The 22,685-nt window shown below is 55.5% G+C and carries 23 protein-coding genes and 1 riboswitch; of the genes, 14 read left to right on the top strand and 9 right to left on the bottom strand.

The window, feature by feature from the left end; genetic code table 11:
- Position 1 precedes the first annotated feature (1 nt).
- From galE to modE, 3 genes are all read right to left on the bottom strand, one after another.
- Positions 2 to 1,018, bottom strand: a complete 1,017-nt coding sequence (gene galE, locus HX778_RS23645) for a UDP-glucose 4-epimerase GalE (RefSeq protein ID WP_038474527.1) — start codon at positions 1,016 to 1,018, stop codon at positions 2 to 4.
- 223 nt (positions 1,019 to 1,241) lie between these two features.
- Positions 1,242 to 2,720, bottom strand: coding sequence for a molybdate ABC transporter ATP-binding protein ModF (modF, locus tag HX778_RS23640; protein ID WP_176983230.1), 1,479 nt, complete (start codon positions 2,718 to 2,720; stop codon positions 1,242 to 1,244).
- Between the two features lie 77 nt (positions 2,721 to 2,797).
- Positions 2,798 to 3,589, bottom strand: a complete 792-nt coding sequence (gene modE, locus HX778_RS23635; protein WP_038474521.1) for a molybdenum-dependent transcriptional regulator — start codon at positions 3,587 to 3,589, stop codon at positions 2,798 to 2,800.
- Positions 3,590 to 3,717: 128 nt separating this feature from the next.
- Between modE and HX778_RS23630 the strand changes: the two genes are divergently transcribed.
- The 4 genes from HX778_RS23630 to modC all read left to right on the top strand — a co-directional run bounded on the left by HX778_RS23630 (position 3,718) and on the right by modC (position 6,579).
- Positions 3,718 to 3,870, top strand: a complete 153-nt coding sequence (locus HX778_RS23630) for an AcrZ family multidrug efflux pump-associated protein (protein WP_008456213.1) — start codon at positions 3,718 to 3,720, stop codon at positions 3,868 to 3,870.
- 185 nt (positions 3,871 to 4,055) lie between these two features.
- Positions 4,056 to 4,832, top strand: coding sequence for a molybdate ABC transporter substrate-binding protein (gene modA / locus HX778_RS23625; protein ID WP_176983229.1), 777 nt, complete (start codon positions 4,056 to 4,058; stop codon positions 4,830 to 4,832).
- Entirely contained in the window at positions 4,829 to 5,521 is a 693-nt protein-coding gene (gene modB, locus HX778_RS23620; protein ID WP_176983228.1) for a molybdate ABC transporter permease subunit, read from the top strand. Before modA ends, modB begins: the two co-directional genes overlap by 4 nt.
- Positions 5,521 to 6,579 carry a molybdenum ABC transporter ATP-binding protein ModC gene (gene modC, locus HX778_RS23615; RefSeq protein WP_176983227.1) on the top strand — a complete coding sequence of 353 codons (1,059 nt, stop codon included), beginning with the start codon at positions 5,521 to 5,523 and terminating at the stop codon, positions 6,577 to 6,579. Before modB ends, modC begins: the two co-directional genes overlap by 1 nt.
- On the opposite strand, the gene HX778_RS23610 is transcribed toward modC, so the two are convergent.
- The gene (locus HX778_RS23610) at positions 6,580 to 7,410 is read right to left on the bottom strand and encodes a pyridoxal phosphatase (RefSeq protein ID WP_176983226.1); all 831 of its coding nucleotides are present in this window, start codon (positions 7,408 to 7,410) and stop codon (positions 6,580 to 6,582) included.
- Between the two features lie 129 nt (positions 7,411 to 7,539).
- On the opposite strand from HX778_RS23610, the gene pgl reads away from it, so the two are divergent.
- On the top strand, positions 7,540 to 8,538 hold the full coding sequence (gene pgl, locus HX778_RS23605; RefSeq protein ID WP_038474503.1) for a 6-phosphogluconolactonase: 999 nt from the start codon (positions 7,540 to 7,542) through the stop codon (positions 8,536 to 8,538).
- A 56-nt stretch (positions 8,539 to 8,594) separates the two neighbouring features.
- On the opposite strand, the gene HX778_RS23600 is transcribed toward pgl, so the two are convergent.
- From HX778_RS23600 to bioA, 3 genes are all read right to left on the bottom strand, one after another.
- A complete protein-coding gene (locus tag HX778_RS23600) occupies positions 8,595 to 9,878 on the bottom strand; it encodes a putative acyl-CoA thioester hydrolase (RefSeq protein ID WP_176983225.1) in 1,284 nt (427 codons plus the stop codon).
- 144 nt (positions 9,879 to 10,022) lie between these two features.
- Positions 10,023 to 10,262, bottom strand: a complete 240-nt coding sequence (locus HX778_RS23595; protein ID WP_038474496.1) for a hypothetical protein — start codon at positions 10,260 to 10,262, stop codon at positions 10,023 to 10,025.
- Between the two features lie 164 nt (positions 10,263 to 10,426).
- Positions 10,427 to 11,713 carry an adenosylmethionine--8-amino-7-oxononanoate transaminase gene (bioA, locus tag HX778_RS23590; RefSeq protein ID WP_176983224.1) on the bottom strand — a complete coding sequence of 429 codons (1,287 nt, stop codon included), beginning with the start codon at positions 11,711 to 11,713 and terminating at the stop codon, positions 10,427 to 10,429.
- A gap of 89 nt (positions 11,714 to 11,802) precedes the next feature.
- On the opposite strand from bioA, the gene bioB reads away from it, so the two are divergent.
- From bioB to HX778_RS23565, 6 genes are all read left to right on the top strand, one after another.
- Positions 11,803 to 12,843 (top strand): biotin synthase BioB, encoded by a 1,041-nt coding sequence (bioB, locus tag HX778_RS23585; RefSeq protein ID WP_176983223.1) that lies wholly within the window; start codon positions 11,803 to 11,805, stop codon positions 12,841 to 12,843.
- Positions 12,840 to 13,991 carry an 8-amino-7-oxononanoate synthase gene (gene bioF / locus HX778_RS23580; protein WP_176983222.1) on the top strand — a complete coding sequence of 384 codons (1,152 nt, stop codon included), beginning with the start codon at positions 12,840 to 12,842 and terminating at the stop codon, positions 13,989 to 13,991. Before bioB ends, bioF begins: the two co-directional genes overlap by 4 nt.
- The gene (gene bioC / locus HX778_RS23575; protein ID WP_176983221.1) at positions 13,975 to 14,733 is read left to right on the top strand and encodes a malonyl-ACP O-methyltransferase BioC; all 759 of its coding nucleotides are present in this window, start codon (positions 13,975 to 13,977) and stop codon (positions 14,731 to 14,733) included. The genes bioF and bioC overlap by 17 nt, the downstream gene beginning before the upstream one ends.
- Entirely contained in the window at positions 14,726 to 15,409 is a 684-nt protein-coding gene (gene bioD, locus HX778_RS23570; protein WP_176983220.1) for a dethiobiotin synthase, read from the top strand. The genes bioC and bioD overlap by 8 nt, the downstream gene beginning before the upstream one ends.
- A 176-nt stretch (positions 15,410 to 15,585) precedes the next feature.
- Positions 15,586 to 15,846 (top strand): hypothetical protein, encoded by a 261-nt coding sequence (locus tag HX778_RS25245; protein ID WP_071842934.1) that lies wholly within the window; start codon positions 15,586 to 15,588, stop codon positions 15,844 to 15,846.
- Positions 15,847 to 15,861: 15 nt separating this feature from the next.
- A complete protein-coding gene (locus tag HX778_RS23565; protein WP_038474467.1) occupies positions 15,862 to 16,380 on the top strand; it encodes an AlpA family transcriptional regulator in 519 nt (172 codons plus the stop codon).
- 12 nt (positions 16,381 to 16,392) lie between these two features.
- Here HX778_RS23565 and HX778_RS23560 read toward each other — a convergent pair whose 3' ends face one another.
- On the bottom strand, positions 16,393 to 17,103 hold the full coding sequence (locus tag HX778_RS23560; RefSeq protein ID WP_176983219.1) for an ABC transporter ATP-binding protein: 711 nt from the start codon (positions 17,101 to 17,103) through the stop codon (positions 16,393 to 16,395).
- A gap of 788 nt (positions 17,104 to 17,891) precedes the next feature.
- Here HX778_RS23560 and uvrB point away from each other — a divergent pair.
- Positions 17,892 to 19,907 carry an excinuclease ABC subunit UvrB gene (gene uvrB / locus HX778_RS23555; protein ID WP_038474461.1) on the top strand — a complete coding sequence of 672 codons (2,016 nt, stop codon included), beginning with the start codon at positions 17,892 to 17,894 and terminating at the stop codon, positions 19,905 to 19,907.
- Between the two features lie 10 nt (positions 19,908 to 19,917).
- Here the strand turns inward: uvrB and yvcK are convergent, their stop codons facing one another.
- Positions 19,918 to 20,826, bottom strand: a complete 909-nt coding sequence (gene yvcK / locus HX778_RS23550) for a uridine diphosphate-N-acetylglucosamine-binding protein YvcK (RefSeq protein ID WP_038474458.1) — start codon at positions 20,824 to 20,826, stop codon at positions 19,918 to 19,920.
- A 208-nt stretch (positions 20,827 to 21,034) separates the two neighbouring features.
- Positions 21,035 to 21,169: riboswitch (molybdenum cofactor riboswitch) on the top strand.
- Between yvcK and moaA the strand changes: the two genes are divergently transcribed.
- Together moaA and moaB are read left to right on the top strand one after the other, a co-directional pair.
- Entirely contained in the window at positions 21,125 to 22,147 is a 1,023-nt protein-coding gene (moaA, locus tag HX778_RS23545) for a GTP 3',8-cyclase MoaA (protein WP_176983218.1), read from the top strand. It overlaps the preceding riboswitch by 45 nt.
- 24 nt (positions 22,148 to 22,171) lie before the next feature.
- Complete coding sequence (gene moaB / locus HX778_RS23540) at positions 22,172 to 22,684, top strand: molybdenum cofactor biosynthesis protein B (protein WP_176983217.1); 513 nt, start codon at positions 22,172 to 22,174, stop codon at positions 22,682 to 22,684.
- Position 22,685: the final 1 nt, after the last annotated feature.

The following is a 22,685-nucleotide window of genomic DNA, read 5'->3' as shown; positions in this document are numbered from 1 at the left end:
CTTAGTCTTCATAACCTTGGGGGTGGCGTGACTGCCAGCGCCAGGTATCATCTGCCATCTCTTGCAGCGAACGGCTGACACGCCAGTTGAGTTCTTTATCGGCTTTGGTGGCGTCTGCCCAGTAGGCAGGCAGGTCGCCATCGCGGCGCGGGGCAAAGTGGTAGTTCACCGGCTTGCCGCAGGCTTTGCTGAACGCGTTCACAACGTCAAGTACGCTGCTGCCGACGCCCGCGCCGAGGTTGTAAATATGGACGCCAGGCTTACCGTTCAGCGCCTGCATAGCGGCGACGTGGCCGTCGGCGAGATCCATCACGTGGATGTAGTCACGCACGCCAGTACCGTCTTCGGTTGGGTAGTCGTTGCCAAAAATAGCCAGCGAGTCGCGGCGGCCGACGGCAACCTGCGCAATGTAAGGCATCAGGTTGTTAGGAATGCCTTGCGGATCTTCGCCCATGTCGCCTGACGGATGTGCGCCAACCGGGTTGAAATAGCGCAGTAAGGCCACGCTCCAGTTCGGCTGTGCTTTCTGCAGGTCGGTAAGAATTTGCTCAACCATCAGCTTGCTTTGGCCGTAAGGGCTGGCAGGCTTACCGGTAGGGAAGCTTTCCACATAAGGGATTTTGGGCTGATCGCCGTAGACGGTGGCGGAGGAGCTGAAGATAAAGTTAGTTACGTTAGCTGCGCGCATAGCGGTGATAAGGCGCAGCGTGCCGGTAACGTTGTTATCGTAGTATTCCAGCGGCTTGTTCACCGATTCACCGACGGCTTTCAGGCCGGCAAAATGGATGACGGCATCAATGCGATGATCGTGGAAAATTTCTGCCAGCAGCGCTTCGTCGCGAATATCGCCATCGATGAAAAGCGGGTGCTTACCGCCGAGGCGTTCAATCTCCGGCAGTACGCTGCGCTTGCTGTTGCACAAGTTGTCGAGGATCACTACGTCGTGCCCGTTTTGCAGTAACTGCACGCAGGTATGACTTCCAATGTAACCGCTACCACCTGTAACCAGAACTCTCATTTTTCGCTCCATATAGCCTATGGGTTAAGATAACCATAGCATAACAGAGAGCCGAAAAATGTGATATGTGCTAGATTAGTGGTATCGTTTACACTGTGTTGTTTACCGTGAATCAAAAGGGCGTAACGCATTGTAAAACAAATGCGTAAAGATGAAAGCGTGCGTCTATTCCGAAAGTCTGCATGTGGCAGAATATAAAAAGGCGCCGTAGCGCCTTGCAGGATTATGCGGGAAGAATATTTTCTATCTGATAGCCGTATTTATCCTCATCCGGCACGAAGGTCAGCCGGTGGGTAATGCATTGCGGGGCATCTTCGGCGTGGTGAGAAACAAACAGCAGCTGTGTTTCTCCTTCGCCAATCAAAATGTCGACAAAGCGGCGGATCAGCTGCCGGTTCAGCGGATCCAGGCCTTGCAGAGGCTCGTCCAGAATTAGCAGCGTCGGGTGTTTAACCAGCGCGCGGGCAATTAACGCCAGGCGCTGCTGGCCCCACGAGAGGCTGTGGAAAGGAGCGTCGGCGGTGGCGTTATCCATCCCCAGCATGTTCAGCCATTCTCGGGTCAGCTTTTGCTGGCGATCTGAAACAGCCTGATAAATCCCAATCGAGTCGAAATAGCCCGAAAGAATAACGTTGCGAACGGTGGTGCTAACCCGGTAGTCCAGGTGCAGGCTGCTGCTGACATAGCCGATGTGTTTCTTGATATCCCAAATCGTTTCACCGCTGCCGCGACGGCGGCCAAACAGCGTCAAATCGTTGCTATAACCCTGTGGGTGATCGCCGGTGATCAGGCTGAGCAATGTCGACTTTCCGGCGCCGTTAGGCCCAACAATCTGCCAGTGTTCGCCTGGGTTAACCGTCCAGCTAAGCTTGTGCAGGATGGGGCGATCGTTGTATTCCACCACGCCGTCTTTGAGCACAATTCGCGGTTGCTGCCCGGGCAGGGTATAGCGGGCCGAGGGATCGTCTGCCTCGGGAAGCGCCACGCCAGCCAGCTTTTCGCTATGGGCTAATTGCGCGATGAGCGCCTGTTCCAGCAGGGCCTGCTTTTCACCGCTTTCCGTCAGCGTGCAGTCTGCCAGCACGCCGGCAAATTGCACAAAATCCGGGATCTCATCAAACCGGTTGAGCACCAGCACCAGGGTATAGCCCTGAGCGCTCAGCTGTGCCAGAAGGTCAGCCAATTGTTGGCGAGACTTCACGTCCAGCCCGTCAAACGGCTCATCAAGGATCAGCAGTTCCGGTTCCGACATCAGCGCCTGGCAAAGCAGGGTTTTGCGCGTTTCACCCGTCGACAGATATTTGAAGCGGCGAGTGAGTAAATGTTCAATGCCAAACAGCGTAGCAAGTTCGCGGCTGCGGGCTTCGTCCACGACCTCATCCTGGATGATTTCTGAGGTGGTGCGGCCGGTGTCATCTTCGTCGACGCTCAGCATATCGGTGTTATTGCGCTGCCATTCGTCGCTGACCAGCTTTTGCAGCTGTTCAAAAGAGAGGTGGGCGATACGGGTGAAGTCGCAGCGGCGTTCGCCTTTCATTACCGGCAGGCTGCCGGCCAGAGCGCGAGCAAGGGCAGATTTTCCGCTGCCATTCGCGCCAACAAACGCCCAGCTCTCGCCGGCGCGCAGAGTAAGATTGTTCAGGGTAAGGGTTTTTGTGTCGCTAAGGTGAAACGTACCTTGCGAAATTTGCAACGCAGACATGTTTTATCCCATTTTTTGCAGCGATAAGGCTACAGGAATACGACCTGTCCGCGTCGATGTCAATGAGAACGCTGCTTTTAGCAGAGTGTGGCGACGATCACCCGATCTGCATTGAAATATGCTGTGACCTCAGCACCTTCCGCCAGCGCCTGCTGCTCGACGTGGAGATTCGGCAGGGTCGCACAAAGCGTCTGGCCGTCGGCAAGCTGAACCAGGACTTCGGTTTGCTCTTTACCCTGCTCAATGCTGCTGATTTTGCCCGGCAGCTGGTTATCTGCATTTCCTGCCGCACTGGCATCCGCGGCGATGTCTATCCACGGCGCTTTAATCAGCACCAGAACTTCTTTGCCTTCGTCCAGCCCAAGTCGCTCCGCACTTTGGCGCGTAATGGCCGCTTTCAGGCGCGTTTCACCGTCCGCCAGCAGAATATCAACGTGCTGCTGAACCTGCTCGTCATCGCGTTTGAGCACGGTACCGAACAGCTGGTTGCGGGCGCTGGTTTGCAGTGAAAAGCGGGAAATGGCGGCAAGCAGGCTGTCCAGCGGCAGGGCATCATCCTGCAAAACGTCAAACGCTTTTTGCTGAATTTGCGCCAGCAGGTCGTAGAGCTGAATAAGACGCTCGCCGTAGCGGGTGAGTACCGCGCCGCCGCCGCCTTTGCCACCCGTAGCACGGTCGACCAGGCTTGATTCTGCCAGCTGGTTCATTTCGTTAATGGCATCCCAGGCGCTTTTGTAGCTGATTCCCGCCAGTTTCGCCCCCTGGCTAATAGAGCCTGTATGACGAATTTGCTTGAGCAGCGCGATGCGTCGCGGGTCGGCGAACAGCCGCTGCTGGAGTTTCAGCGTTAACAAAATTTCAGCTTGCATGGTCTCTCCGTGCCAGAAAAACCCTTATTTTCCTCTATTGTGCCGATCCGGGCAAATGGCACAAAAGGAGAGTGCGTTTTTCTCAACTGCCGCTAGAATAATCATTCTCGCTTTTGCCGGAGGCAACTATGTTCGAGTTATTGAAAAGCCTGGTGTTTGCCGTGGTCATGGTGCCGGTTGTGATGGCAGTGATCCTGGGTCTCATCTATGGATTGGGTGAAGTGTTTAACGTCTTTTCAAAAGTCGGTCATCGCGACCAACAGCCGAAACAGCATCACTGATTCCCTGAAAGCCCGGCATTCGCCGGGTTTTCTCTTTCTGCCGCCTTAGCCCCGCACTCGCCGCCTTTCTGTTGATCTCCGTCAAGAACCTTAAAGCCCTTCTCCTTTCTGCCGATAAATTCTGTATCTTCCGCCTGGCAATCGTTATATTTCAGCTTACATAACGAAACAAACGGAGTGAAAACATGAATCAAAGTTGGGTTCGCCTCGCCCTGGGCGCGGCTTTATCGGTTTCTCTGGCAGGCCAGGCGCTGGCTGAAGGAAACAAAATTACCGTCTTCGCGGCGGCGTCGTTAACCAATGCGATGCAGGATATTGCGGCGCAATATCAGACAGAGAAGAAGGTTGAGATTGCCTCTTCTTTTGCTTCGTCTTCTACTCTGGCTCGCCAGATTGAAGCCGGGGCGCCTGCCGATCTGTTTATTTCTGCCGATCAGAAATGGATGGATTATGCTGTTGAGAAAGACACCATCAAAACGGATACCCGTGAAACGCTGCTGGGCAACAGCCTGGTGGTGGTAGCCCCGACTGCCAGCAAGCAGGGCGACATCGCCATTGACGCGAAAACTGACTGGGCCTCGTTGCTAAAAGGCGGTCGTCTGGCGGTGGGCGATCCTGACCACGTGCCAGCGGGGATTTACGCCAAAGAAGCGCTGCAAAAACTGGGCGCGTGGGACACTTTATCCAGTAAACTTGCTCCGGCCGAAGACGTTCGCGGTGCGCTGGCTCTTGTTCAGCGTGACGAAGCCCCGCTGGGTATTGTTTACGGCTCTGATGCCGTGGCCGGAAAAGGCGTGAAAGTTGTGGGTACCTTCCCGGAAGCTTCCCACAAAAAGGTGGAATACCCGATTGCGATCGTTAAAGGCCACGATAACCCGTCAGTGACCGCGTTCTATAGCTATCTGAAAGGACCGGAAGCGGCGAAAGTCTTCCAAAAATACGGATTTACGACGAAACAATGATATTGAGCGATCCCGAATGGCAGGCGGTACTGCTGAGCCTAAAAGTCTCATCCATTGCGGTACTGTTTAGCCTTCCCATCGGGATCTTCTTTGCCTGGGTACTGGTGCGTTGCCGCTTCCCGGGCAAAGCCTTGCTCGACAGCCTGATTCATCTTCCCTTAGTCCTGCCGCCGGTGGTGGTGGGCTATCTGTTATTAGTGGCCTTTGGCCGCCGCGGGTTTATCGGCGCCTGGCTGTATGACTGGTTTGGCATTACCTTTGCCTTTAGCTGGCGTGGCGCGGTGCTGGCGGCGGCGGTCATGTCGTTCCCGCTGATGGTTCGTGCGATTCGCCTGGCGCTCGAAGGCGTTGATATCCGCCTTGAACAGGCGGCAAGAACGCTGGGCGCAGGGCGCTGGCGTGTCTTCTGCACTATCACTTTACCGTTAACGCTGCCGGGTATTATTGCCGGTACCGTGCTGGCATTTGCCCGTTCACTCGGCGAGTTCGGCGCGACGATCACCTTCGTTTCCAATATTCCCGGTGAAACACGGACGCTGCCTTCGGCGATGTATACCCTGATTCAGACGCCCGGCGGGGAAAGCGCAGCCGCGCGTTTGTGCCTGATTGCCATTGCGCTGGCGATGGCTTCGCTGCTGGTGGCTGAATGGCTGGCGCGAGTAAGCCGTAAACGCATGGGAGCAAGCTGATGCTGGAGCTTAACTTTATTCAAACGCTTGGCACGCATCGGCTGGAAATTAATGAAACCCTACCGGGCCAGGGCATCACCGCCGTTTTCGGCGTGTCGGGCGCGGGAAAAACGTCATTAATCAATGCGATTAGCGGCCTGACCCGGCCGGAGCAGGGGCGGATAGTCCTCAACAATCGTGTGCTAACCGACGCGGACAAAAAGCTGTATCTGCCGCCGGAAAAACGCCGCGTTGGCTACGTATTCCAGGATGCGCGACTGTTTCCGCACTACCGTGTTCGCGGCAATCTAAAATATGGCATGGCAAAAAGCATGGCTGGCCAGTTCGACAAGCTGGTGGCACTGCTCGGCATCGAAGATTTGCTGGAACGTTTCCCGTGGAGCCTGTCCGGGGGCGAAAAGCAGCGAGTTGCCATTGGCCGCGCGCTGTTAACCGCACCTGAGCTATTGCTGCTGGATGAGCCGCTGGCCTCGCTGGACATCCCACGCAAACGCGAGCTGCTGCCTTATCTCCAGCGTCTGGCGCGTGAGATTAATATTCCGATGCTGTACGTGAGCCATTCGCTGGAGGAGATTTTACATCTGGCGGACAAAGTACTGGTGCTGGATGCGGGAAACGTGAAGGCGTTCGGGAATCTTGAAGAGGTTTGGGGCAGCAGCGTGATGCATCCGTGGCTGCCTAGAGAGCAGCAAAGTAGCGTGCTGAAAGTCACCGTGCTGGAACACCATCCCCACTACGCCATGACGGCGCTCGCCCTCGGCGATCAGCATCTTTGGGTGAATAAAATCGACAAGCCGGTGCAGGCCCCGCTGCGTATTCGCATTCAGGCTTCGGACGTCTCCCTGGTGCTTCAGCCGCCGGTGAACAGCAGTATTCGTAACGTGCTGCGGGCCAGGGTCGCCCAGTGCTTTGATGACGAAGGGCAGGTGGAGGTTCAGCTCGAGGTGGGTTCCCGCACGCTGTGGGCGCGCATCAGCCCCTGGGCCCGGGATGAACTGGCGGTGAAGCCCGGTCAGTGGCTGTATGCGCAGGTGAAAAGCGTGTCGATTACGGCCTGATTACAGCACGTACTTGTACAGCGTTTCGGCGATGCCGGTTTCGAGATTGGTGCCGATGGTCATATCGGCACGCGATTTTATCGCCTCGTCCGCATTCCCCATCGCGACGCCCATCCCGGCGCTTTCCAGCATGCTCAGATCGTTATAGTTATCGCCAAACGCAATCACCTGATCCATCGACATTCCCTGAGACTTCACCCACTGTGCCAGGCGTGCGCCTTTGCTGTTGCCCCGCTGAGCGACGTCAACCTGATCGTGCCAGGACCATTCGCAGGACAGATCCAGCTCGCGTTCTACTTCAGAGGTAAACTGCTTGAGTTTGGGAATGTCTGAGTCAGTCAGGGCGAATTTCCAGATGGACTTCACCTCCTGCGCGGCTTCTTTCAGTGAAGGCACGCTGCGGAAAACCGGACGCTGACTTTCAGGTAATGATTGCGCCCAATTCTGGGTACGGGCAACGTGGGCTTTCACATGCTCCGAGCTTTCCAGATAAAGCATCGCATCGTCTACGTACATCAGGCCATGCACCCGGTGCGCGGTGAGCAAATCTACCATTTGAGCGGCCTGTTCCGGGCGAAGAGGATCGGACGCCAGAACCTTTTCTGCATGATAATCATACAAGTAAGTGCCATTACAGCAAATTGCAGGTGTATCCAGAGCCAGTGCCTGATAAAAAGGATGTATGGCGACATGATGGCGACCCGTTACGATAACCACTTTCGCGCCGGCTTCGCGGGCGTGCTGAAGGGCCGTAATAGATTCCGGAAGAATGGTTTTTTGCGGTGTCAGCAGGGTGCCATCGAGATCGAGAGCAATTACGCGATAACTCATTTAGGGTTCCAGTCATTATTCATAAGGTTCGTTCCGATGGTACACCGCTCACGCCGTAGCGCAAAATAGCCCGCGACCGTGAGCCAGCCTTATGATGCTTACTTACGACGTCAGGAGGAAAGTTAAGTCATGAAACAGACAGTCTATACCGCCAGCCCGGAAAGCCAGCAGATCCACGTCTGGACGCTGCACGCCAGTGGTGAAATGACCCTTGTACAGGTCGTCGATGCCCCTGGGCAGGTTCAGCCGATGGTCATCAGCCCGGACAAACGCTTTCTGTACGTTGGCGTGCGCCCTGAGTTTCGCGTCATCGCCTATCGTATTACGCCGGATGATGGTTCCCTGACGGAGGCTGGCGTGGCCCCGCTGCCGGGCAGCCCAACCCACATTTCTACCGACCGTAAAGGTCGCTTCCTGTTCAGCGCTTCATACAACGCCGCAAACGTGGCGGTGATAAGCCTGGAAAATGATGGCCTGCCGGGTGAAACCGTTGACGTGGTCGACGGGCTGGATGGCTGCCACTCGGCAAATATCTCCCCGGATAACCGCACGCTCTGGACGCCGGCCCTGAAGCAGGATCGTATTTGCCTGTTCACGCTGTCCGACGACGGCAAGCTGGTGGCACAAACGCCTGCTGACGTGACCACCGTAGAAGGTGCTGGTCCTCGCCATATGGCGTTTCACCCGAACCAGCAATATGCTTACTGCGTCAACGAACTGAATAGCACCGTTGACGTCTGGGAACTGCGCGACCCGCACGGCAAAATCGAATGCGTGCAGACGCTGGACTTTATGCCGCCGGGCTTCTCCGGCACCCGTTGGGCCGCGGATATCCATATCACGCCGGATGGTCGCCACCTGTATGCCTGTGACCGCACCGCCAGCATTATCACCGCGTTCAGCGTTTCCGAAGACGGCAGCGTGCTGAACATCGAAGGCTACCAGCCAACGGAAGAGCAGCCTCGCGGCTTTAACGTCGATCACAGCGGTAAATATCTGGTTGCCGTGGGGCAGAAATCCCATCATGCCGCCGTCTATAAAATTAACGGTGAGCAGGGGCTGCTGGAAGAGAAAGGCCGCTATGCGGTGGGACAGGGCCCAATGTGGGTAGCGATTCTCGCGCACTGATTTTCAGGCATAAAAAAACCTCGCTTCGGCGAGGTTTTTTATTTAGCGTTCGGGAATTACTTCTCTTCGACGACCGGGCTACCTAAACCGCGGTTGTTGAACTCCCACATGCGGTTGAAGCCTGGGTCATTCAGGTCGCGTTTGATCGCACCCTTATCGTCTTTGGTGCCAACGTTGCCAGCGAACGGACGCTTAGACTCCAGCGCATCGCCCCACGGTTTAGCCGTGTTGAAGCCTTCATTGATCACGCTGTCGCGGATAACAACCTGACCATTTGCAGTCTGGCCGTTTTCGCTGCCGGCTAAATCCCAGGAGCGACCCAGTTGAGCGTCACCGGCTGCGGTAAAGCGGCTGTTGATTGCCAGGAAGCCGTAGTAGATGTTCGACAGAGTGGCCGGCGCGAACACCGAACCTTCTTTAGTGCGGCTGTTCACCAGGCGGAAATCGGTGTTATCGAACACGACAGCACCACGGCCTGCGACCACGTCCACATCCCCTTCGATGTAGCTGTTGGTTACCAGCGTGCGTGGCTGACGGTTGGTCAGCATGCGGTTCTGAACGTCGCTGTTGGTCACCAGGAAGGTATTTTGACGGCCCAGCAGGTGAACGTTGTTCAACTGTACTTTGTCGCCATCGCTGCGCAACGCCACGGCCTGGTGGTTACCGGCATCCACGCTATCACCCAGGGTGTTCTGGATAGTCAGGTTCTGCAGCTGCAGACCATTATTTTGCGACCAAACGGCGGCGGAACACATCACGCCAACGGTCGCGCTACGGCGGCTCTGGCAGCTGTCAAACATGTACCATGCCGGTTTCCCAGGCATGTATTTACCCGCCGGGTTAACGGTGCGGCGCCACGTTACCGGGTCGGTTTCGGAGTCCAGCGTCAGGCCAATTTTAACATCGTCTGCATTACCTGAAGTCCCGTACAGCGTTACGCTCCCGGAGGCGGCCGGAATATACACGGTACCTTCATATTCACCCGGCATAATGGCGATATAAAGTCGGGAGCTGCTGTGCTTGATAATCGCTGCATCGACGGCGGCCTGAATTGACGTGTGGGTTACCCCGGCTGTGCCAGCAGGGCCAACCACGAAATCAGGTTGCTGAGGAGTACGAATCGAGGATGGCGTCCACGCGGCTTCATTTGGATTCATTGACGTGAAGTAGCGTGCAGCCACAAAATTCTGCGCTTCGTCAGCCGCCAGGATCGGGCGGGACTGGGTTCCCGGCGCCACCTGAGTAGACGGTTTGTCCTGGGGTGGGGTTGAGCTACATGCACTCAGCGCCACGGCGAAAGCCAGGGCTGCGGCGCGACGAGAAACCGATAATGTGTTCAAGGTTGCTCCTTGCTGTACGGTGGAATAGAGGGTTATTTCAAAACCTGCTTTTTATACTAAGTTGAGCGAAACGGGAAGCCGATTTGTGCAAATCGGCTTCAGAAAGAGGGAAGAGGGCATTATCCGATGATGAAAAGGGCGTGGTTAATCTTTTTCTACGGTGTACTGGCCGTCTTTCTTGCGAATAATATATTTGTGGTCACTGTCGCAGGAGACGGTGAGTGAGCCGCCAAATGCCGCAGGATAAACGCTGTTCACGGTATCGCATTGATAACCCGCCTGGCGAATCACCGACTGCGATTCCGATTTTAGCTGTGGCGACCCCGTGTCGGCAAAGGCATTGCCTGCCATCAGGCAGAAGCTGAGCACAACGATTCTCTTCATTTTCTGTCTCTCTGTGATGTGAAACTGGTGAAACGTTAATCGGCAGCGAGGCGGGAAGGGATTAATAACTTAACTGGATTTATTTGTGTAAATTAATTTCAGAAACAGGTTAGCGAGTAAGAAGAACCCGCCGGCAAGCGATACCGGCGTGGTTGAGGCAGGAGCTAACTAAAAAACGCAGGGTCTTCCACCGCTGTTGCAACGGCAGAAATCAATTTATCCAACTGCGCAGGGCTGATGACATAAGGTGGCATCAGGTAAATCAGGCGGCCAAACGGACGGATCCAGACGCCCTGTTCGACAAAGAAACGCTGTAACGCCGCCATATCGACAGGCCTGTGTGTTTCTACAACGCCTATTGCGCCCAAAACGCGGACGTCGGCAACGTGCTCACTTGCGGCGAGCGGCAGCAAGCCTTCCCGAAGCTGATGCTCAATGGCCGGAACCTGCTGCTGCCAGTCTCCCTCTGCCAGCAGCGCCAGGCTTTCGCCGGCAACGGCGCAGGCCAGAGGGTTCCCCATAAACGTTGGGCCATGCATAAAGCATCCGGCTTCACCGTCGCTGATGGTTTCCGCAACGTGACGGGTGGCAAGCGTAGCGGAGAGCGTCATGGTGCCGCCGGTCAATGCTTTGCCCAGACACATAATGTCCGGTGAAATACCCGCGTGGTCACAGGCAAACAGCTTCCCGGTGCGGCCAAACCCCGATGCGATTTCATCGGCAATCAGCAAGATTCCTTCCCTATCGCACATACGGCGGATGCGACGTAGCCATTCAGGATGGTAGAAACGCATTCCCCCGGCTCCCTGCACCACCGGCTCCAGAATAATCGCAGCAATCTCTTCCCGATGTGCGGCCATCAGGCGTGCAAACGGAACCATGTCCATCTCGTTCCACTCATCGCCAAACCTACATTGCGGAGCCGGAGCAAACAGATGTTCAGGCAAATAGCCCTGCCACAGGCTATGCATAGAGTTATCGGGATCGCAGACCGACATCGCGCCAAAAGTATCGCCGTGATAGCCGTTCCGGAAGGTCAGGAAGCGCTGGCGAGGCTGGCCTTTTGCATGCCAGTACTGCAGCGCCATTTTCATGGCGACCTCGACGGCCACTGAACCGGAATCGGCCAGAAACACGCATTCCAACGGCGCGGGCGTCATCGCCACCAGCTTGCGGCAAAGCTCAACGGCAGGCGGGTGGGTGATTCCGCCAAACATCACGTGCGACATGCTGTCTATCTGGGCCTTCATCGCCTGATTCAGCCGTGGGTGATTGTAGCCATGGATAGCCGCCCACCAGGACGACATGCCGTCGACGAGCAGGCGTCCGTCATCCAGCTGCAGTTCGCAGCCGGTCGCAGCCACAACGGGATAAACCGGCAGCGGCTGACTCATTGAAGTGTAAGGGTGCCAGATATGTCGCTGGTCGAACGCTAAATCAGCAGGAGTCATAGGGTGACTTGTAAACCATTTAAAAAACATTTAGGTTTACGAGTATAACGTCAATCGATTTTCTAAAACACCCCTTTTGGAGAGGCCCCATGGCTCACCACGCACGCTGGACAATGTCGCAGGTCACTGCTTTATTTCAAAAACCTTTGTTGGATCTGCTGTTTGAAGCCCAACAAACCCACCGTCAGCACTTCGATCCGCGGCAGGTACAGGTCAGTACCTTACTGTCGATCAAAACCGGCGCCTGCCCGGAAGACTGTAAATACTGCCCGCAGAGCGCACGCTACAAAACTGGCCTGGAAGCCGAACGCCTGATGGAAGTTGAGCAGGTGCTGGACTCCGCCCGCAAGGCTAAAAACGCAGGCTCGACGCGTTTTTGTATGGGCGCGGCCTGGAAGAACCCGCATGAGCGAGATATGCCCTACCTTGAGCAGATGGTACAAGGCGTTCGCGCCATGGGGCTGGAAACCTGCATGACGCTGGGTACGCTGACCAATGAACAGGCGCAGCGTCTGGCATCGGCAGGGCTGGACTACTACAACCACAACCTGGACACCTCCCCGGAATTCTACGGCAATATCATCACCACGCGAACCTATCAGGAACGTCTTGATACCCTCGATAAAGTGCGTGATGCAGGGATTAAAGTCTGCTCCGGCGGCATCGTCGGGCTGGGCGAAACAGTCACCGACCGCGCCGGCCTGCTGCTGCAGCTAGCCAATTTACCCACCCCGCCTGAAAGCGTACCAATCAACATGCTGGTGAAGGTGAAGGGGACGCCGCTGGCGGAGAACGAAGACGTGGATGCCTTTGATTTTATTCGTACCATTGCCGTGGCGCGAATCATGATGCCAGCTTCTTACGTGCGCCTTTCAGCAGGCCGTGAACAAATGAGCGAGCAGACACAGGCGATGTGCTTTATGGCCGGGGCAAACTCCATCTTCTACGGCTGCAAACTGCTGACGACGCCAAACCCGGAAGAGGACAAGGATCTGCAGCTGTTCCGTAAGCTGGGGCTGAACCCGCAGCAAACCACCACCGAAATGGGTGATAACGAACAGCAGGAACGGCTCGCCGGGCAGCTACTGAACGCTGATACCGACAGTTACTACAACGCGGCGGCGGTATGAGCTGGCAGCAGCGAATCTCTGAAGCCTTAAGCGAACGGCGGGCGAGCGCAAGCTTCCGCACCCGGCAGGCCAGTACGCTCGGAAACGGGCGTATTTTTACCGCTAACGACCGGGAATATCTCAACTTCTCCAGTAACGACTACCTGGGGCTAAGCCATCACCCGCAAATTGTGGATGCCTGGCAAAAAGGTGCCGCGCAGTTTGGCGTTGGCAGCGGGGGCTCCGGGCATGTTACGGGCTATAGCCGTGCGCATCAGGCTTTTGAAGAACAGCTTGCCGAGTGGCTGGGATTTGAGCGAGCGCTGCTGTTTATCTCCGGCTACAGCGCCAATCAGGCGGCTATCTCCGCGCTGGCGCAAAAAACGGACACGATTATCGCCGACAAGCTTTGCCATGCCTCGATGATGGAAGCGGCGATGCAAAGTCCGGCCCAGCTGCGCAGGTTCCATCATAACGACGTTCATGCACTTGCTACGCAGCTTGGAAAAACGAATGAGGGCGAGCGGCTGACCCTGACTGAGGGTATTTTCAGCATGGATGGGGACAGCGCGCCGCTGGCTGATATTGCGCAGGCGACACGACATGCTGGTGGCTGGCTGATGGTCGATGACGCCCACGGCGTTGGCGTAGTGGGTCACGAAGGCCGCGGCAGCTGCCATCAGCAAAATATCAGACCAGACATCCTGGTCGTCACCTTTGGTAAAGCCTTTGGCGGCAGCGGCGCAGCGGTATTGTGTAACGAGGAAACTGCTCATTATCTGCTGCAGTTTGCTCGCCATCTGATCTACAGCACCGCCATGCCTCCGGCGCAGGCAGTCTCATTGCAAACTGCATTAAAAGTGGTTCAGCAGGGTGATGTGCTCAGAGAACGGCTTACTGAAAATATTCAGCGCTTTCGACGGGGGGCCACGCAGCTCTCCCTGAAGCTTGCAGATTCGAACAGCGCTATTCAGCCGCTGATTGTGGGCGAGAATCAGCGCACGCTGGATCTCGCTTCTCAACTGCGGGAGTGGGGCTTCTGGCTAACGGCTATTCGCCCTCCGACCGTACCGCCTGGCAGCGCGCGCCTGCGTATCACCCTCACGGCCGCCCATACGTCAGACGATATCGATGCCCTGCTGGAGGCGCTTTATGACGCAGCTGGTTGACAAGGCCTCAGTCGCGGCAGCATTTGGCCGGGCAGCAGGCAGCTACGAGCGCTTTGCCGATTTGCAGCGGACCTGCGGAGATTACCTCCTGGAGGGGCTACATGGTCGTTGTGCATCCAGCGTGCTGGACGCCGGCTGTGGTACGGGCTGGTACAGCCGTATATGGCGGGAGAAGGGAAGCGATGTTCTGGCGCTGGATATTTCCAAAGCGATGCTTGAGCAATGCCAGAAAACCCGGTCGGCGCACCGATTCCTTGAGGGTGATATCGAGTCCATTCCGTTGGCGAATGAACAAGTCGATCTGGTCTGGAGTAATCTAGCCGTGCAGTGGTGCAGCGACCTTCGTCAGGGACTATCCGAGCTGTATCGCGTGGCAAAACCGGACGGTTGCATTGCGTTTACCACGCTGGCGGCAGGCTCACTGCCTGAACTGCAACAGGCCTGGCGCGGCGTGGATGAAAGGGCGCACGCTAATCAGTTTTTATCCGTTACCGAGATAGAACAAGCCTGCAGTCTTTGGCGAACCGCATTGACCTGCCGGACCGTTAGCCAGCAGTTCCCCGACGTGATGAGCGCGATGCGTTCGCTGAAAGGCGTCGGCGCGACTCACCTGCATGAAGGCCGAAAAAATACCCTGATGACGCGTGGGCAGTTGAATCGGCTCAGCGAAACATGGCCAAAGCAAGATGGGCAGTTTTCCCTCAGTTGGCAGATAATTTTTGGAGTGATTGAACGTGATTAAGAAGTGGTTTGTGACCGGGACCGATACTGAAGTAGGGAAGACCGTTGCCAGCTGTGCGCTGCTACAGGCGGCCAGCGCAGCCGGGTATCGTTCAGTGGGCTATAAGCCCGTAGCCTCTGGCAGTGAAATGACGCCAGAGGGCATCCGTAACAGCGATGCGCTGGCTCTGCAACGCAACGGTTCGGTCGCGCTGCCGTATGAGCAAATTAATCCGCTGGCTTTCATTGAACCTACTTCTCCGCACATCATTAGCGCTGAAGAGCAGCGTCCCATCACCTTTTCCGCAATGTCTGAAGGCCTGCAAAATCTTACCGGTAAAGCCGACTGGATTCAGGTGGAGGGGGCGGGAGGCTGGTTTACTCCACTTTCTGACACCACTACGTTTGCCGAGTGGGCCATCAGTGAACGGCTGCCGGTCATTCTGGTGGTAGGGGTTAAGCTGGGCTGTATTAACCATGCGATGCTCACGGCACAGGCCGTACTTGCCGCCGGGCTGCCGCTTGTTGGCTGGATCGCAAACGGCGTTCAGCCAGCAGGCAAAAGGCACGCAGAGTATCTGGCCACGCTCAAGCAGCGGCTCCCGGCACCTCTGCTGGGGGAGATCCCCTGGCTTGAGGATATCAGCGATGAAACCTCGCTTGGCCACTATCTCGATCTCTCCGTCATTGCGGTATAAGCCGCAAAACTAACGCAACAAAAGCCACGCTCGCAGCAGCGCCTCGGGCTGGCTCCCGCTTTAACACATTCCCCAAAGACGAAGATTTTTCTCTGCCGGCAAAGAGTATAGAGTATTTCATAATTTGAGTTGTCATATGACAACCTTTATGAGATGATTTTTTAGCCGGAGGAGATATGGCAAGAAAACGGCACCCGCAAAAAGAAATAGAAGCGGCATTAAGCTACGCCGAATTTCAAGGATGGCGGGTCAAAGAGGGCGGTTCTCACTGCTGGGGAAAACTTTATTGTCCGTGGAACGATAAAGCCTGCCGCTGCGGAGAGTTTTGCATCAGCTGCGTGTGGAGCACGCCGCGAAATGCAGAGAACCATGCCAGGCAAATTCGCAGGCTTGTGGACGGATGTGCAAACATAGCATCCCGCAGCGTCCTGCACTAATAAGGAGAACGCATCATGGCGGAATACACGTTTACGCTTATTTTTAACCTGCCCAATAGCCAGAAGGAACCTGAGCAGTGGGTTGGCATGCTGGGAGCAGGGGGCTGTGATGATGCCCTTATTGGCATAGGCGTAACGGGGCGTATCGCCCTGAACTTCACCCGTCAAGCCAACGGTGCAGAAGATGCACTGCTGAGCGCGCTAAAGGACGTCTCTCGCATTATTCCAGGTGCTTCGCTGGTTGAAGCCGCACCTGATTTAGTTGGGCTGAGCGACGTAGCCGAACTGCTGGGCGTTTCCCGGCAGTATATTCGAAAAGTGATGGTTTCCCGCGAAGCGTTTCCCACGCCGATACACGACGGAAAAACCGCGTTGTGGAATCTAGAAACGGTTTTACGTTGGATGAATAGCACCGGCGTGAAGTCGATACCTGCGCCGCTGCTGGATGTTGCAAAAGTGACCCGCCAGTGCAATCTTCGCCGGGCATTAACCGCTCTGAATCCGGCATTTCAGGCACGGCTGGAAAACCTGTAAGAGGGAGAGCATTCAAGGCTCCAGCCAGCCCGCGACGAGCTTATCATCAAGCTGAGAAACATTGCCTTGAGCGACATTTCTGCCTTTGTGCAACAGGCAAAATTTGTCTGCTACACGACGTATAAACGACAGACGCTGTTCAACCAGCAGAATGGTCAGGCCAAAGTCGCGGTTCAGGCGCCGAATAAGGTTGCCCATTTCCGTGATGAAGCGCTGGCCTCCGCCCAGAGTGGGCTCATCCAGTATGAGCAGCTTAGGCTGTAAGACCAGAGCTCTGGCAAGCGCTAACTGCTGCTGCAAATCCGTTTGGAGTTCACCGCTTCTCACCTGCCGCAGGCTGTAGAGTTCGGGGAAAAGATCGTAAATGAGCGCAGGGATGACCCGGGGCGTCCGGTGACCCGCCATCATCGCGATTTGCAGGTTCTCCTCGACGCTCAGTTGGGAAAAGATGCGTCTGTCCTGTGGAACGTAGCTGATACCAAGCGCGGCGCGGCTCTCAACGGGCTTATTGACCAGATCCTCCGGTGGCAATCCTGCCTGCTGCCACAGCATGCTGCCGCTTTGTACGGGCAAGTAGCCGGTAATGCAGTTTACCAGCGTGGTTTTCCCCTGTCCGGGCGCGCCAAGCACGCAGGTGCATTCGCCCGGCGTCAGTTCGAGGTCGAGATTCCACAATATGTGATTGTCACCGTAGAACTGATTAACAGCGCGTAAGCTCAGCATGGCTCATCTCCTTGGTTGGGGGAGGCTTCCCCATGGATATGCTGCAATTAGCTTGCCAGCTTGGTGATAAAGCCTGAAAACGACCCTCTCTCCAGGATAAAACTGAGTATTGTCTCCCGGGCGGGGGGAGGATGAGGTAGAGGCTCCCGCTTCGCTGCACCTGACAGGTGCTAAAAAGAACGAATTTGGTGCAATAAAACGCCTTTTAACCTCAGGATATATCTCGATTTCGAGATCTTGCTCAACATGGCCGGGTATAGCGAAATCGAATGAATAGAAGCAAAAAAATTAGCGAAATTTTTTTTTCGACCCCGGCACAGAAAGATCAGGGGTTTTTCCGAGTGGCTAAGCAAAAGGGCTTGCTGCAGTTATCCACTATTCCTGTGGATAACCTTGTGCATTAGAGTTAGAAAACTTGATGAAAGCGAGAGCGGGCGCGGCCTGCGGGCAAATTGGCGCGAAACCGGTCTTTATGAAATATCTACTTAAATTCAATCGCTTAAATAAAATCAACTGCTGCAATAAAACTGTCAAACAATGGGCCTGTGGTTTCCTTACCTCCCTTGACAAATGTTAAAAGGCGAAAAAATTTGGGGATAACCGCTGGCGGCTGGAGATTTATCTGGCAAAGGGGGAAATTGTGGGCAAACAAAACGGCAAAATGTATTGGTTAGCAGGCGTAGTAAAAATGAGAACTGGTGTTTTATACAGTTTTCTACTGGCAAAAATCGCGCTGCCGGGTAAAATTACTCTCCGGCCCGCTCGTTTCTTCATCAGGTAGCCCGTTCATGAGTAAAGCGTTCAAACTGAATTCAGCATTTAAGCCTTCTGGCGACCAGCCAGAAGCAATCCATCGCCTGAAAGACGGGCTTGAAAACGGACTGGCGCACCAGACGCTGCTGGGCGTAACGGGGTCGGGTAAAACCTTCACGGTGGCAAACGTTATTGCCGACCTTCAGCGTCCGACGATGGTGCTGGCACCGAATAAAACGCTGGCAGCGCAGCTTTATGGCGAGATGAAAGAGTTTTTCCCGGACAACGCGGTTGAGTTTTTCGTCTCCTACTACGATTACTACCAGCCAGAGGCCTATGTCCCAAGCTCGGACACTTTCATTGAAAAAGACGCCTCGGTAAACGAGCACATTGAACAGATGCGTCTGTCGGCGACGAAGGCACTGCTTGAACGCAGAGACGTTATCGTGGTGGCCTCCGTGTCGGCAATCTACGGCCTGGGCGACCCTGATTTGTACCTCAAGATGATGCTTCACCTGACGAAGGGCATGATCATCGACCAGCGTTCGATCCTGCGCCGCCTGACCGAGCTGCAATACACGCGTAACGATCAGGCTTTCCAGCGCGGCACGTTCCGCGTGAGAGGGGAGGTGGTGGATATCTTCCCGGCAGAGTCGGATGACCTTGCGCTGCGCGTGGAGTTGTTCGACGAAGAAGTTGAGAGGCTGTCGCTGTTTGATCCGCTGACCGGGCAGATCGATCAAACCATTCAGCGCTTCACCATCTACCCTAAGTCGCACTACGTTACGCCGCGTGAGCGCATTGTGCAGGCGATGGAAGACATCAAGGTTGAGCTGGCCGAGCGCCGTAAATTTCTGCTCGCCAATAATAAACTGCTGGAAGAACAGCGTATTGCCCAGCGTACCCAGTTTGATCTCGAGATGATGAACGAACTGGGCTATTGCTCGGGTATCGAAAACTACTCTCGGTATCTTTCAGGGCGTGGTCCCGGCGAGCCGCCGCCAACCCTTTTTGACTACCTTCCGGCCGATGGCCTGCTGGTGGTGGATGAATCCCACGTCACCATTCCGCAAATTGGCGGGATGTACCGAGGAGACCGTGCGCGTAAAGAGACGCTGGTGGAATATGGCTTCCGCCTTCCGTCCGCGCTGGATAACCGCCCGCTAAAATTCGAAGAGTTTGAAGCGCTGGCCCCGCAAACTATCTACGTTTCCGCCACGCCGGGTAACTACGAGCTTGAGAAATCCGGCGAGGACATCGTTGACCAGGTTGTACGTCCTACCGGGCTGCTCGATCCGCTGATTGAGGTACGTCCCGTGGGCACTCAGGTGGATGATTTGCTCTCGGAAATTCGCAAGCGCGTGGCCGTTAACGAACGCGTGCTGGTGACAACGTTGACGAAACGTATGGCGGAAGACCTGACCGAATACCTCGAAGAGCACGGCGAGCGTGTCCGTTATCTGCACTCGGATATCGACACCGTAGAACGTATGGAGATCATCCGCGATTTGCGCCTGGGTGAGTTTGACGTGCTGGTAGGGATAAACCTTCTGCGAGAAGGTCTTGATATGCCGGAAGTGTCGCTGGTGGCGATTCTCGATGCGGACAAAGAAGGCTTCCTGCGCTCCGAGCGTTCGCTTATCCAGACCATCGGTCGCGCAGCGCGTAACATTAACGGCAAAGCGATTCTCTACGGCGACAAAATTACCCCGTCGATGGCGAAGGCGATTGGCGAAACCGAGCGCCGCCGCGAGAAGCAGCAGCGTTACAACGAAGAGAACGGTATTACGCCGCAGGGTCTTAATAAGCGAGTGGTGGACGTCCTGCAGCTTGGCGAAGGCATGGCGAAGACCAAAGGGCGGGCTAAAACCAAAGCGCGTAGCGTGATTGAAGATGATGAAATCGTGATGACGCCGAAAGCGCTGCAGCAGAAAATACACCAGCTTGAAGCGAAGATGCTGGAACACGCACAGAATCTTGAGTTTGAAGAAGCGGCGCAGATTCGCGACCAGCTTCACAAGCTGCGCGAACTGTTTATCGCCGCTTCGTAAGCGGTGAGGCTTAGCCGAGCTGCTGCACCGCTTCTTCTAAAGCGGCTCGCAGCAGCTGGCGGTCGTGCCGATATCGAATATCACTGGCTTCCAGCGGCAGCTGAATCACCAGCCTGTCGCTCACTTCGCTGACGTCGACCTGGGGGCCAACTACCACGGCATCCACAACACGTTTTCCAATATGTTGTTCCATCAGCTCCAGTTTTTGGCGCAGTGAAAGGCTGGCCGCGGCAGGGCTAAGCTCTTTGCCCAAATTTCCGATATACACCATCGGCGCTGGCGTGCGGCGCAACGCCTGATCCATCTCTTCAAGCAGCAGAATAGGCATCAGGCTGGTATAAAAACTCCCGGGGCCAATCAGGATCAAATCGGCTTCGGCAATGGCCTCAAGGGCCTCACGCGTGGCCGGTGCTTTAGGGTAAACCGCCAGATCCTGTGGCGGGTTAAGCAACTGGTCGATGCTGACTTCACCATAAACGGTGTTGCCCTGGTCATCGGTCGCCATCAAATCGACCGGGTGTTCCGACATAGGGATCAGCTGTGCATCCACTTTTAGCAGGTTACGAATTAAATTGATGGCCTCCAGAGGGCGCACGCTAAGGTGATCCAACGCCTTTAACATCAGGTTTCCGAGGTTATGCCCTGAAAGTTCGCCGTTACCGCTAAAACGGTATTCAAACATGGTCGACGCCACGCTTGGTTCGGTAATCAGCTGGTTCAGGCAGTTGCGCATATCTCCCCAGGCAATGCCGCCTTCCGAGCGCCGAATACGTCCAGTAGAACCGCCGTTATCGGTGGTGGTGACTATGCCGGTCAGACGTGAACCCAACGAGGAAAGTGATGACATTACGCGGCCCAGACCGTGGCCACCGCCGAGCGCGACTACCCGATCGAGATCTGCAAGCGTGCGATTACGCATAGAAAAGATAATCCTTAAGAGGCATACAGGCGCTTAAGGTAGCGTAAAAGCGCTAGAAAGACGATTCTTGCTCCGTGGATAATGATTCACGTCAAAGTAAAAATTATCTTTTTAAGTACTCTGTAGCGAAATTAAGCAATAACTCCGTTATGTATAGATTTATATAACGAAAACTGATATAGCGCGAAGCAAGATGTCGCGCTACTATCGCAGTAACACACACTCAAGCCCTGGTACCTAAGTCACAAGATAAGGTGCCCTGGCCGCAGCCCCTGAGGTTGCCAGGGTGCAGGAAGAAATGACTGCATCTCCCGTATTTGGAAAGGTGTACTCAGTGTCCCAGCTTACCGATGCTTTTGCGCGTAAGTTCTATTACTTGCGCTTATCAATAACCGACGTCTGCAATTTCCGCTGCAGCTATTGCCTGCCCGACGGCTACAAGCCCCACGGTGTGGCCAATAAAAGCTTTCTCAACGTCGATGAAATCCGCCGCGTCACCCGGGCTTTTGCGGCTTTGGGGACGGAGAAAGTACGCCTGACCGGCGGTGAACCCTCTCTGCGACGGGACTTTACCGACATCATCGCCGCGGTGCGTGAAAACGCCTCTATTCGCCAGCTTGCCGTGACCACCAACGGCTATCGCCTGGCTCGGGACGTTAACGCGTGGCGTGATGCCGGGCTGACCGCCCTTAACGTTAGCGTCGACAGCCTCGATGCCCGCCAGTTTCATGCCATCACCGGCCAGGATAAATTCCGCCTGGTGATGGACGGGATTGATGCCGCTTTCAACGCCGGTTTTGAGCGTGTGAAGGTGAACACCGTGCTGATGCGTGACGTAAACCATAATCAGCTCGAAACCTTCCTTGCCTGGATCAAACCTCGCCCTATCCAGCTACGCTTTATTGAGCTGATGGAAACCGGCGACGGCGGCACGCTTTTCCGCAAACACCATATCTCCGGCAAAACCATCCGTGAGCAGCTGCTTGAACGCGGCTGGGTTCACCAGCTTCGTCAGCGCAGCGATGGCCCCGCTCAGGTCTTCTGTCACCCCGACTATGAAGGGGAAATCGGGCTCATCATGCCGTACGAGAAAGATTTCTGTGCCAGCTGTAACCGGCTGCGCGTCTCCTCGGTCGGCAACCTGCACCTTTGCCTTTTTGGCGAACAGGGGATTGCGCTACGAGATCTGCTGGCGGATGACGCCCAACAGAGCGAGCTGGAAGGGCGTATCGCTTCCGCGCTGGCGCAGAAAAAGCAAACCCATTTCCTGCATGACGGTAACACCGGCATCACCCAAAATTTGTCGTATATCGGCGGCTAAAGTCTGCCCAAAAGGAGAATATCGATGAGTCAGGTAAGCGCAGAGTTTATCCCGGCACGAATTGCTATTTTGACGGTGTCCAGCCGCCGCGGCGAAGAAGACGACACATCAGGTCACTATCTGCGGGAAGTCGCGACGGAAGCGGGGCACCTGGTGGTGGATAAAGCTATCGTCAAAGAAAACCGTTATGCCATCCGCGCTGTGGTTTCGCAGTGGATTGCCGATGAGCAAATTCAGGTTGTGCTGATTAACGGTGGAACCGGATTTACGGATGGAGATCAAACTCCAGAGGCGCTGCTGCCGCTGTTCGATCGCGAGGTTGAAGGTTTCGGGGAACTGTTCCGCATGCTCTCTTTTGAAGAGATTGGAACCTCTACGCTGCAGTCTCGCGCCGTGGCGGGTATGGCAAACAAAACGTTGATTTTCGCCATGCCGGGCTCAACCAAAGCCTGCCGCACCGCCTGGGAAAATATCATTCAGGTACAGCTGGATGCCCGCCAGCGTCCTTGCAATTTCCACCCACATCTTAAGAAGTAAG

This window comes from Cedecea sp. P7760 (assembly GCF_013386425.1).
In the GTDB taxonomy this organism is placed as follows: domain Bacteria; phylum Pseudomonadota; class Gammaproteobacteria; order Enterobacterales; family Enterobacteriaceae; genus Cedecea; species Cedecea selenatireducens.
Note: the sequence above shows the minus strand (reverse complement) of the source record. Positions and strands in the feature narration are given on the sequence as shown.

What these genes read in the sequence shown, in the direction of transcription:
- HX778_RS23560 (WP_176983219.1), bottom strand. Translation starts at nt 17,103, where the DNA reads ATGCTGAGCTTACGCGCTGTTAATCAGTTCTACGGTGACAATCACATA.
- modC (WP_176983227.1), top strand. Translation starts at nt 5,521, where the DNA reads ATGCTGGAGCTTAACTTTATTCAAACGCTTGGCACGCATCGGCTGGAA.
- HX778_RS23610 (WP_176983226.1), bottom strand. Translation starts at nt 7,410, where the DNA reads ATGAGTTATCGCGTAATTGCTCTCGATCTCGATGGCACCCTGCTGACA.
- bioB (WP_176983223.1), top strand. Translation starts at nt 11,803, where the DNA reads ATGGCTCACCACGCACGCTGGACAATGTCGCAGGTCACTGCTTTATTT.
- moaB (WP_176983217.1), top strand. Translation starts at nt 22,172, where the DNA reads ATGAGTCAGGTAAGCGCAGAGTTTATCCCGGCACGAATTGCTATTTTG.
- bioF (WP_176983222.1), top strand. Translation starts at nt 12,840, where the DNA reads ATGAGCTGGCAGCAGCGAATCTCTGAAGCCTTAAGCGAACGGCGGGCG.
- modE (WP_038474521.1), bottom strand. Translation starts at nt 3,589, where the DNA reads ATGCAAGCTGAAATTTTGTTAACGCTGAAACTCCAGCAGCGGCTGTTC.
- HX778_RS25245 (WP_071842934.1), top strand. Translation starts at nt 15,586, where the DNA reads ATGGCAAGAAAACGGCACCCGCAAAAAGAAATAGAAGCGGCATTAAGC.
- galE (WP_038474527.1), bottom strand. Translation starts at nt 1,018, where the DNA reads ATGAGAGTTCTGGTTACAGGTGGTAGCGGTTACATTGGAAGTCATACC.
- bioC (WP_176983221.1), top strand. Translation starts at nt 13,975, where the DNA reads ATGACGCAGCTGGTTGACAAGGCCTCAGTCGCGGCAGCATTTGGCCGG.
- bioA (WP_176983224.1), bottom strand. Translation starts at nt 11,713, where the DNA reads ATGACTCCTGCTGATTTAGCGTTCGACCAGCGACATATCTGGCACCCT.
- modF (WP_176983230.1), bottom strand. Translation starts at nt 2,720, where the DNA reads ATGTCTGCGTTGCAAATTTCGCAAGGTACGTTTCACCTTAGCGACACA.
- pgl (WP_038474503.1), top strand. Translation starts at nt 7,540, where the DNA reads ATGAAACAGACAGTCTATACCGCCAGCCCGGAAAGCCAGCAGATCCAC.
- HX778_RS23595 (WP_038474496.1), bottom strand. Translation starts at nt 10,262, where the DNA reads ATGAAGAGAATCGTTGTGCTCAGCTTCTGCCTGATGGCAGGCAATGCC.
- HX778_RS23565 (WP_038474467.1), top strand. Translation starts at nt 15,862, where the DNA reads ATGGCGGAATACACGTTTACGCTTATTTTTAACCTGCCCAATAGCCAG.
- uvrB (WP_038474461.1), top strand. Translation starts at nt 17,892, where the DNA reads ATGAGTAAAGCGTTCAAACTGAATTCAGCATTTAAGCCTTCTGGCGAC.
- moaA (WP_176983218.1), top strand. Translation starts at nt 21,125, where the DNA reads ATGACTGCATCTCCCGTATTTGGAAAGGTGTACTCAGTGTCCCAGCTT.
- modA (WP_176983229.1), top strand. Translation starts at nt 4,056, where the DNA reads ATGAATCAAAGTTGGGTTCGCCTCGCCCTGGGCGCGGCTTTATCGGTT.
- yvcK (WP_038474458.1), bottom strand. Translation starts at nt 20,826, where the DNA reads ATGCGTAATCGCACGCTTGCAGATCTCGATCGGGTAGTCGCGCTCGGC.
- HX778_RS23630 (WP_008456213.1), top strand. Translation starts at nt 3,718, where the DNA reads ATGTTCGAGTTATTGAAAAGCCTGGTGTTTGCCGTGGTCATGGTGCCG.
- modB (WP_176983228.1), top strand. Translation starts at nt 4,829, where the DNA reads ATGATATTGAGCGATCCCGAATGGCAGGCGGTACTGCTGAGCCTAAAA.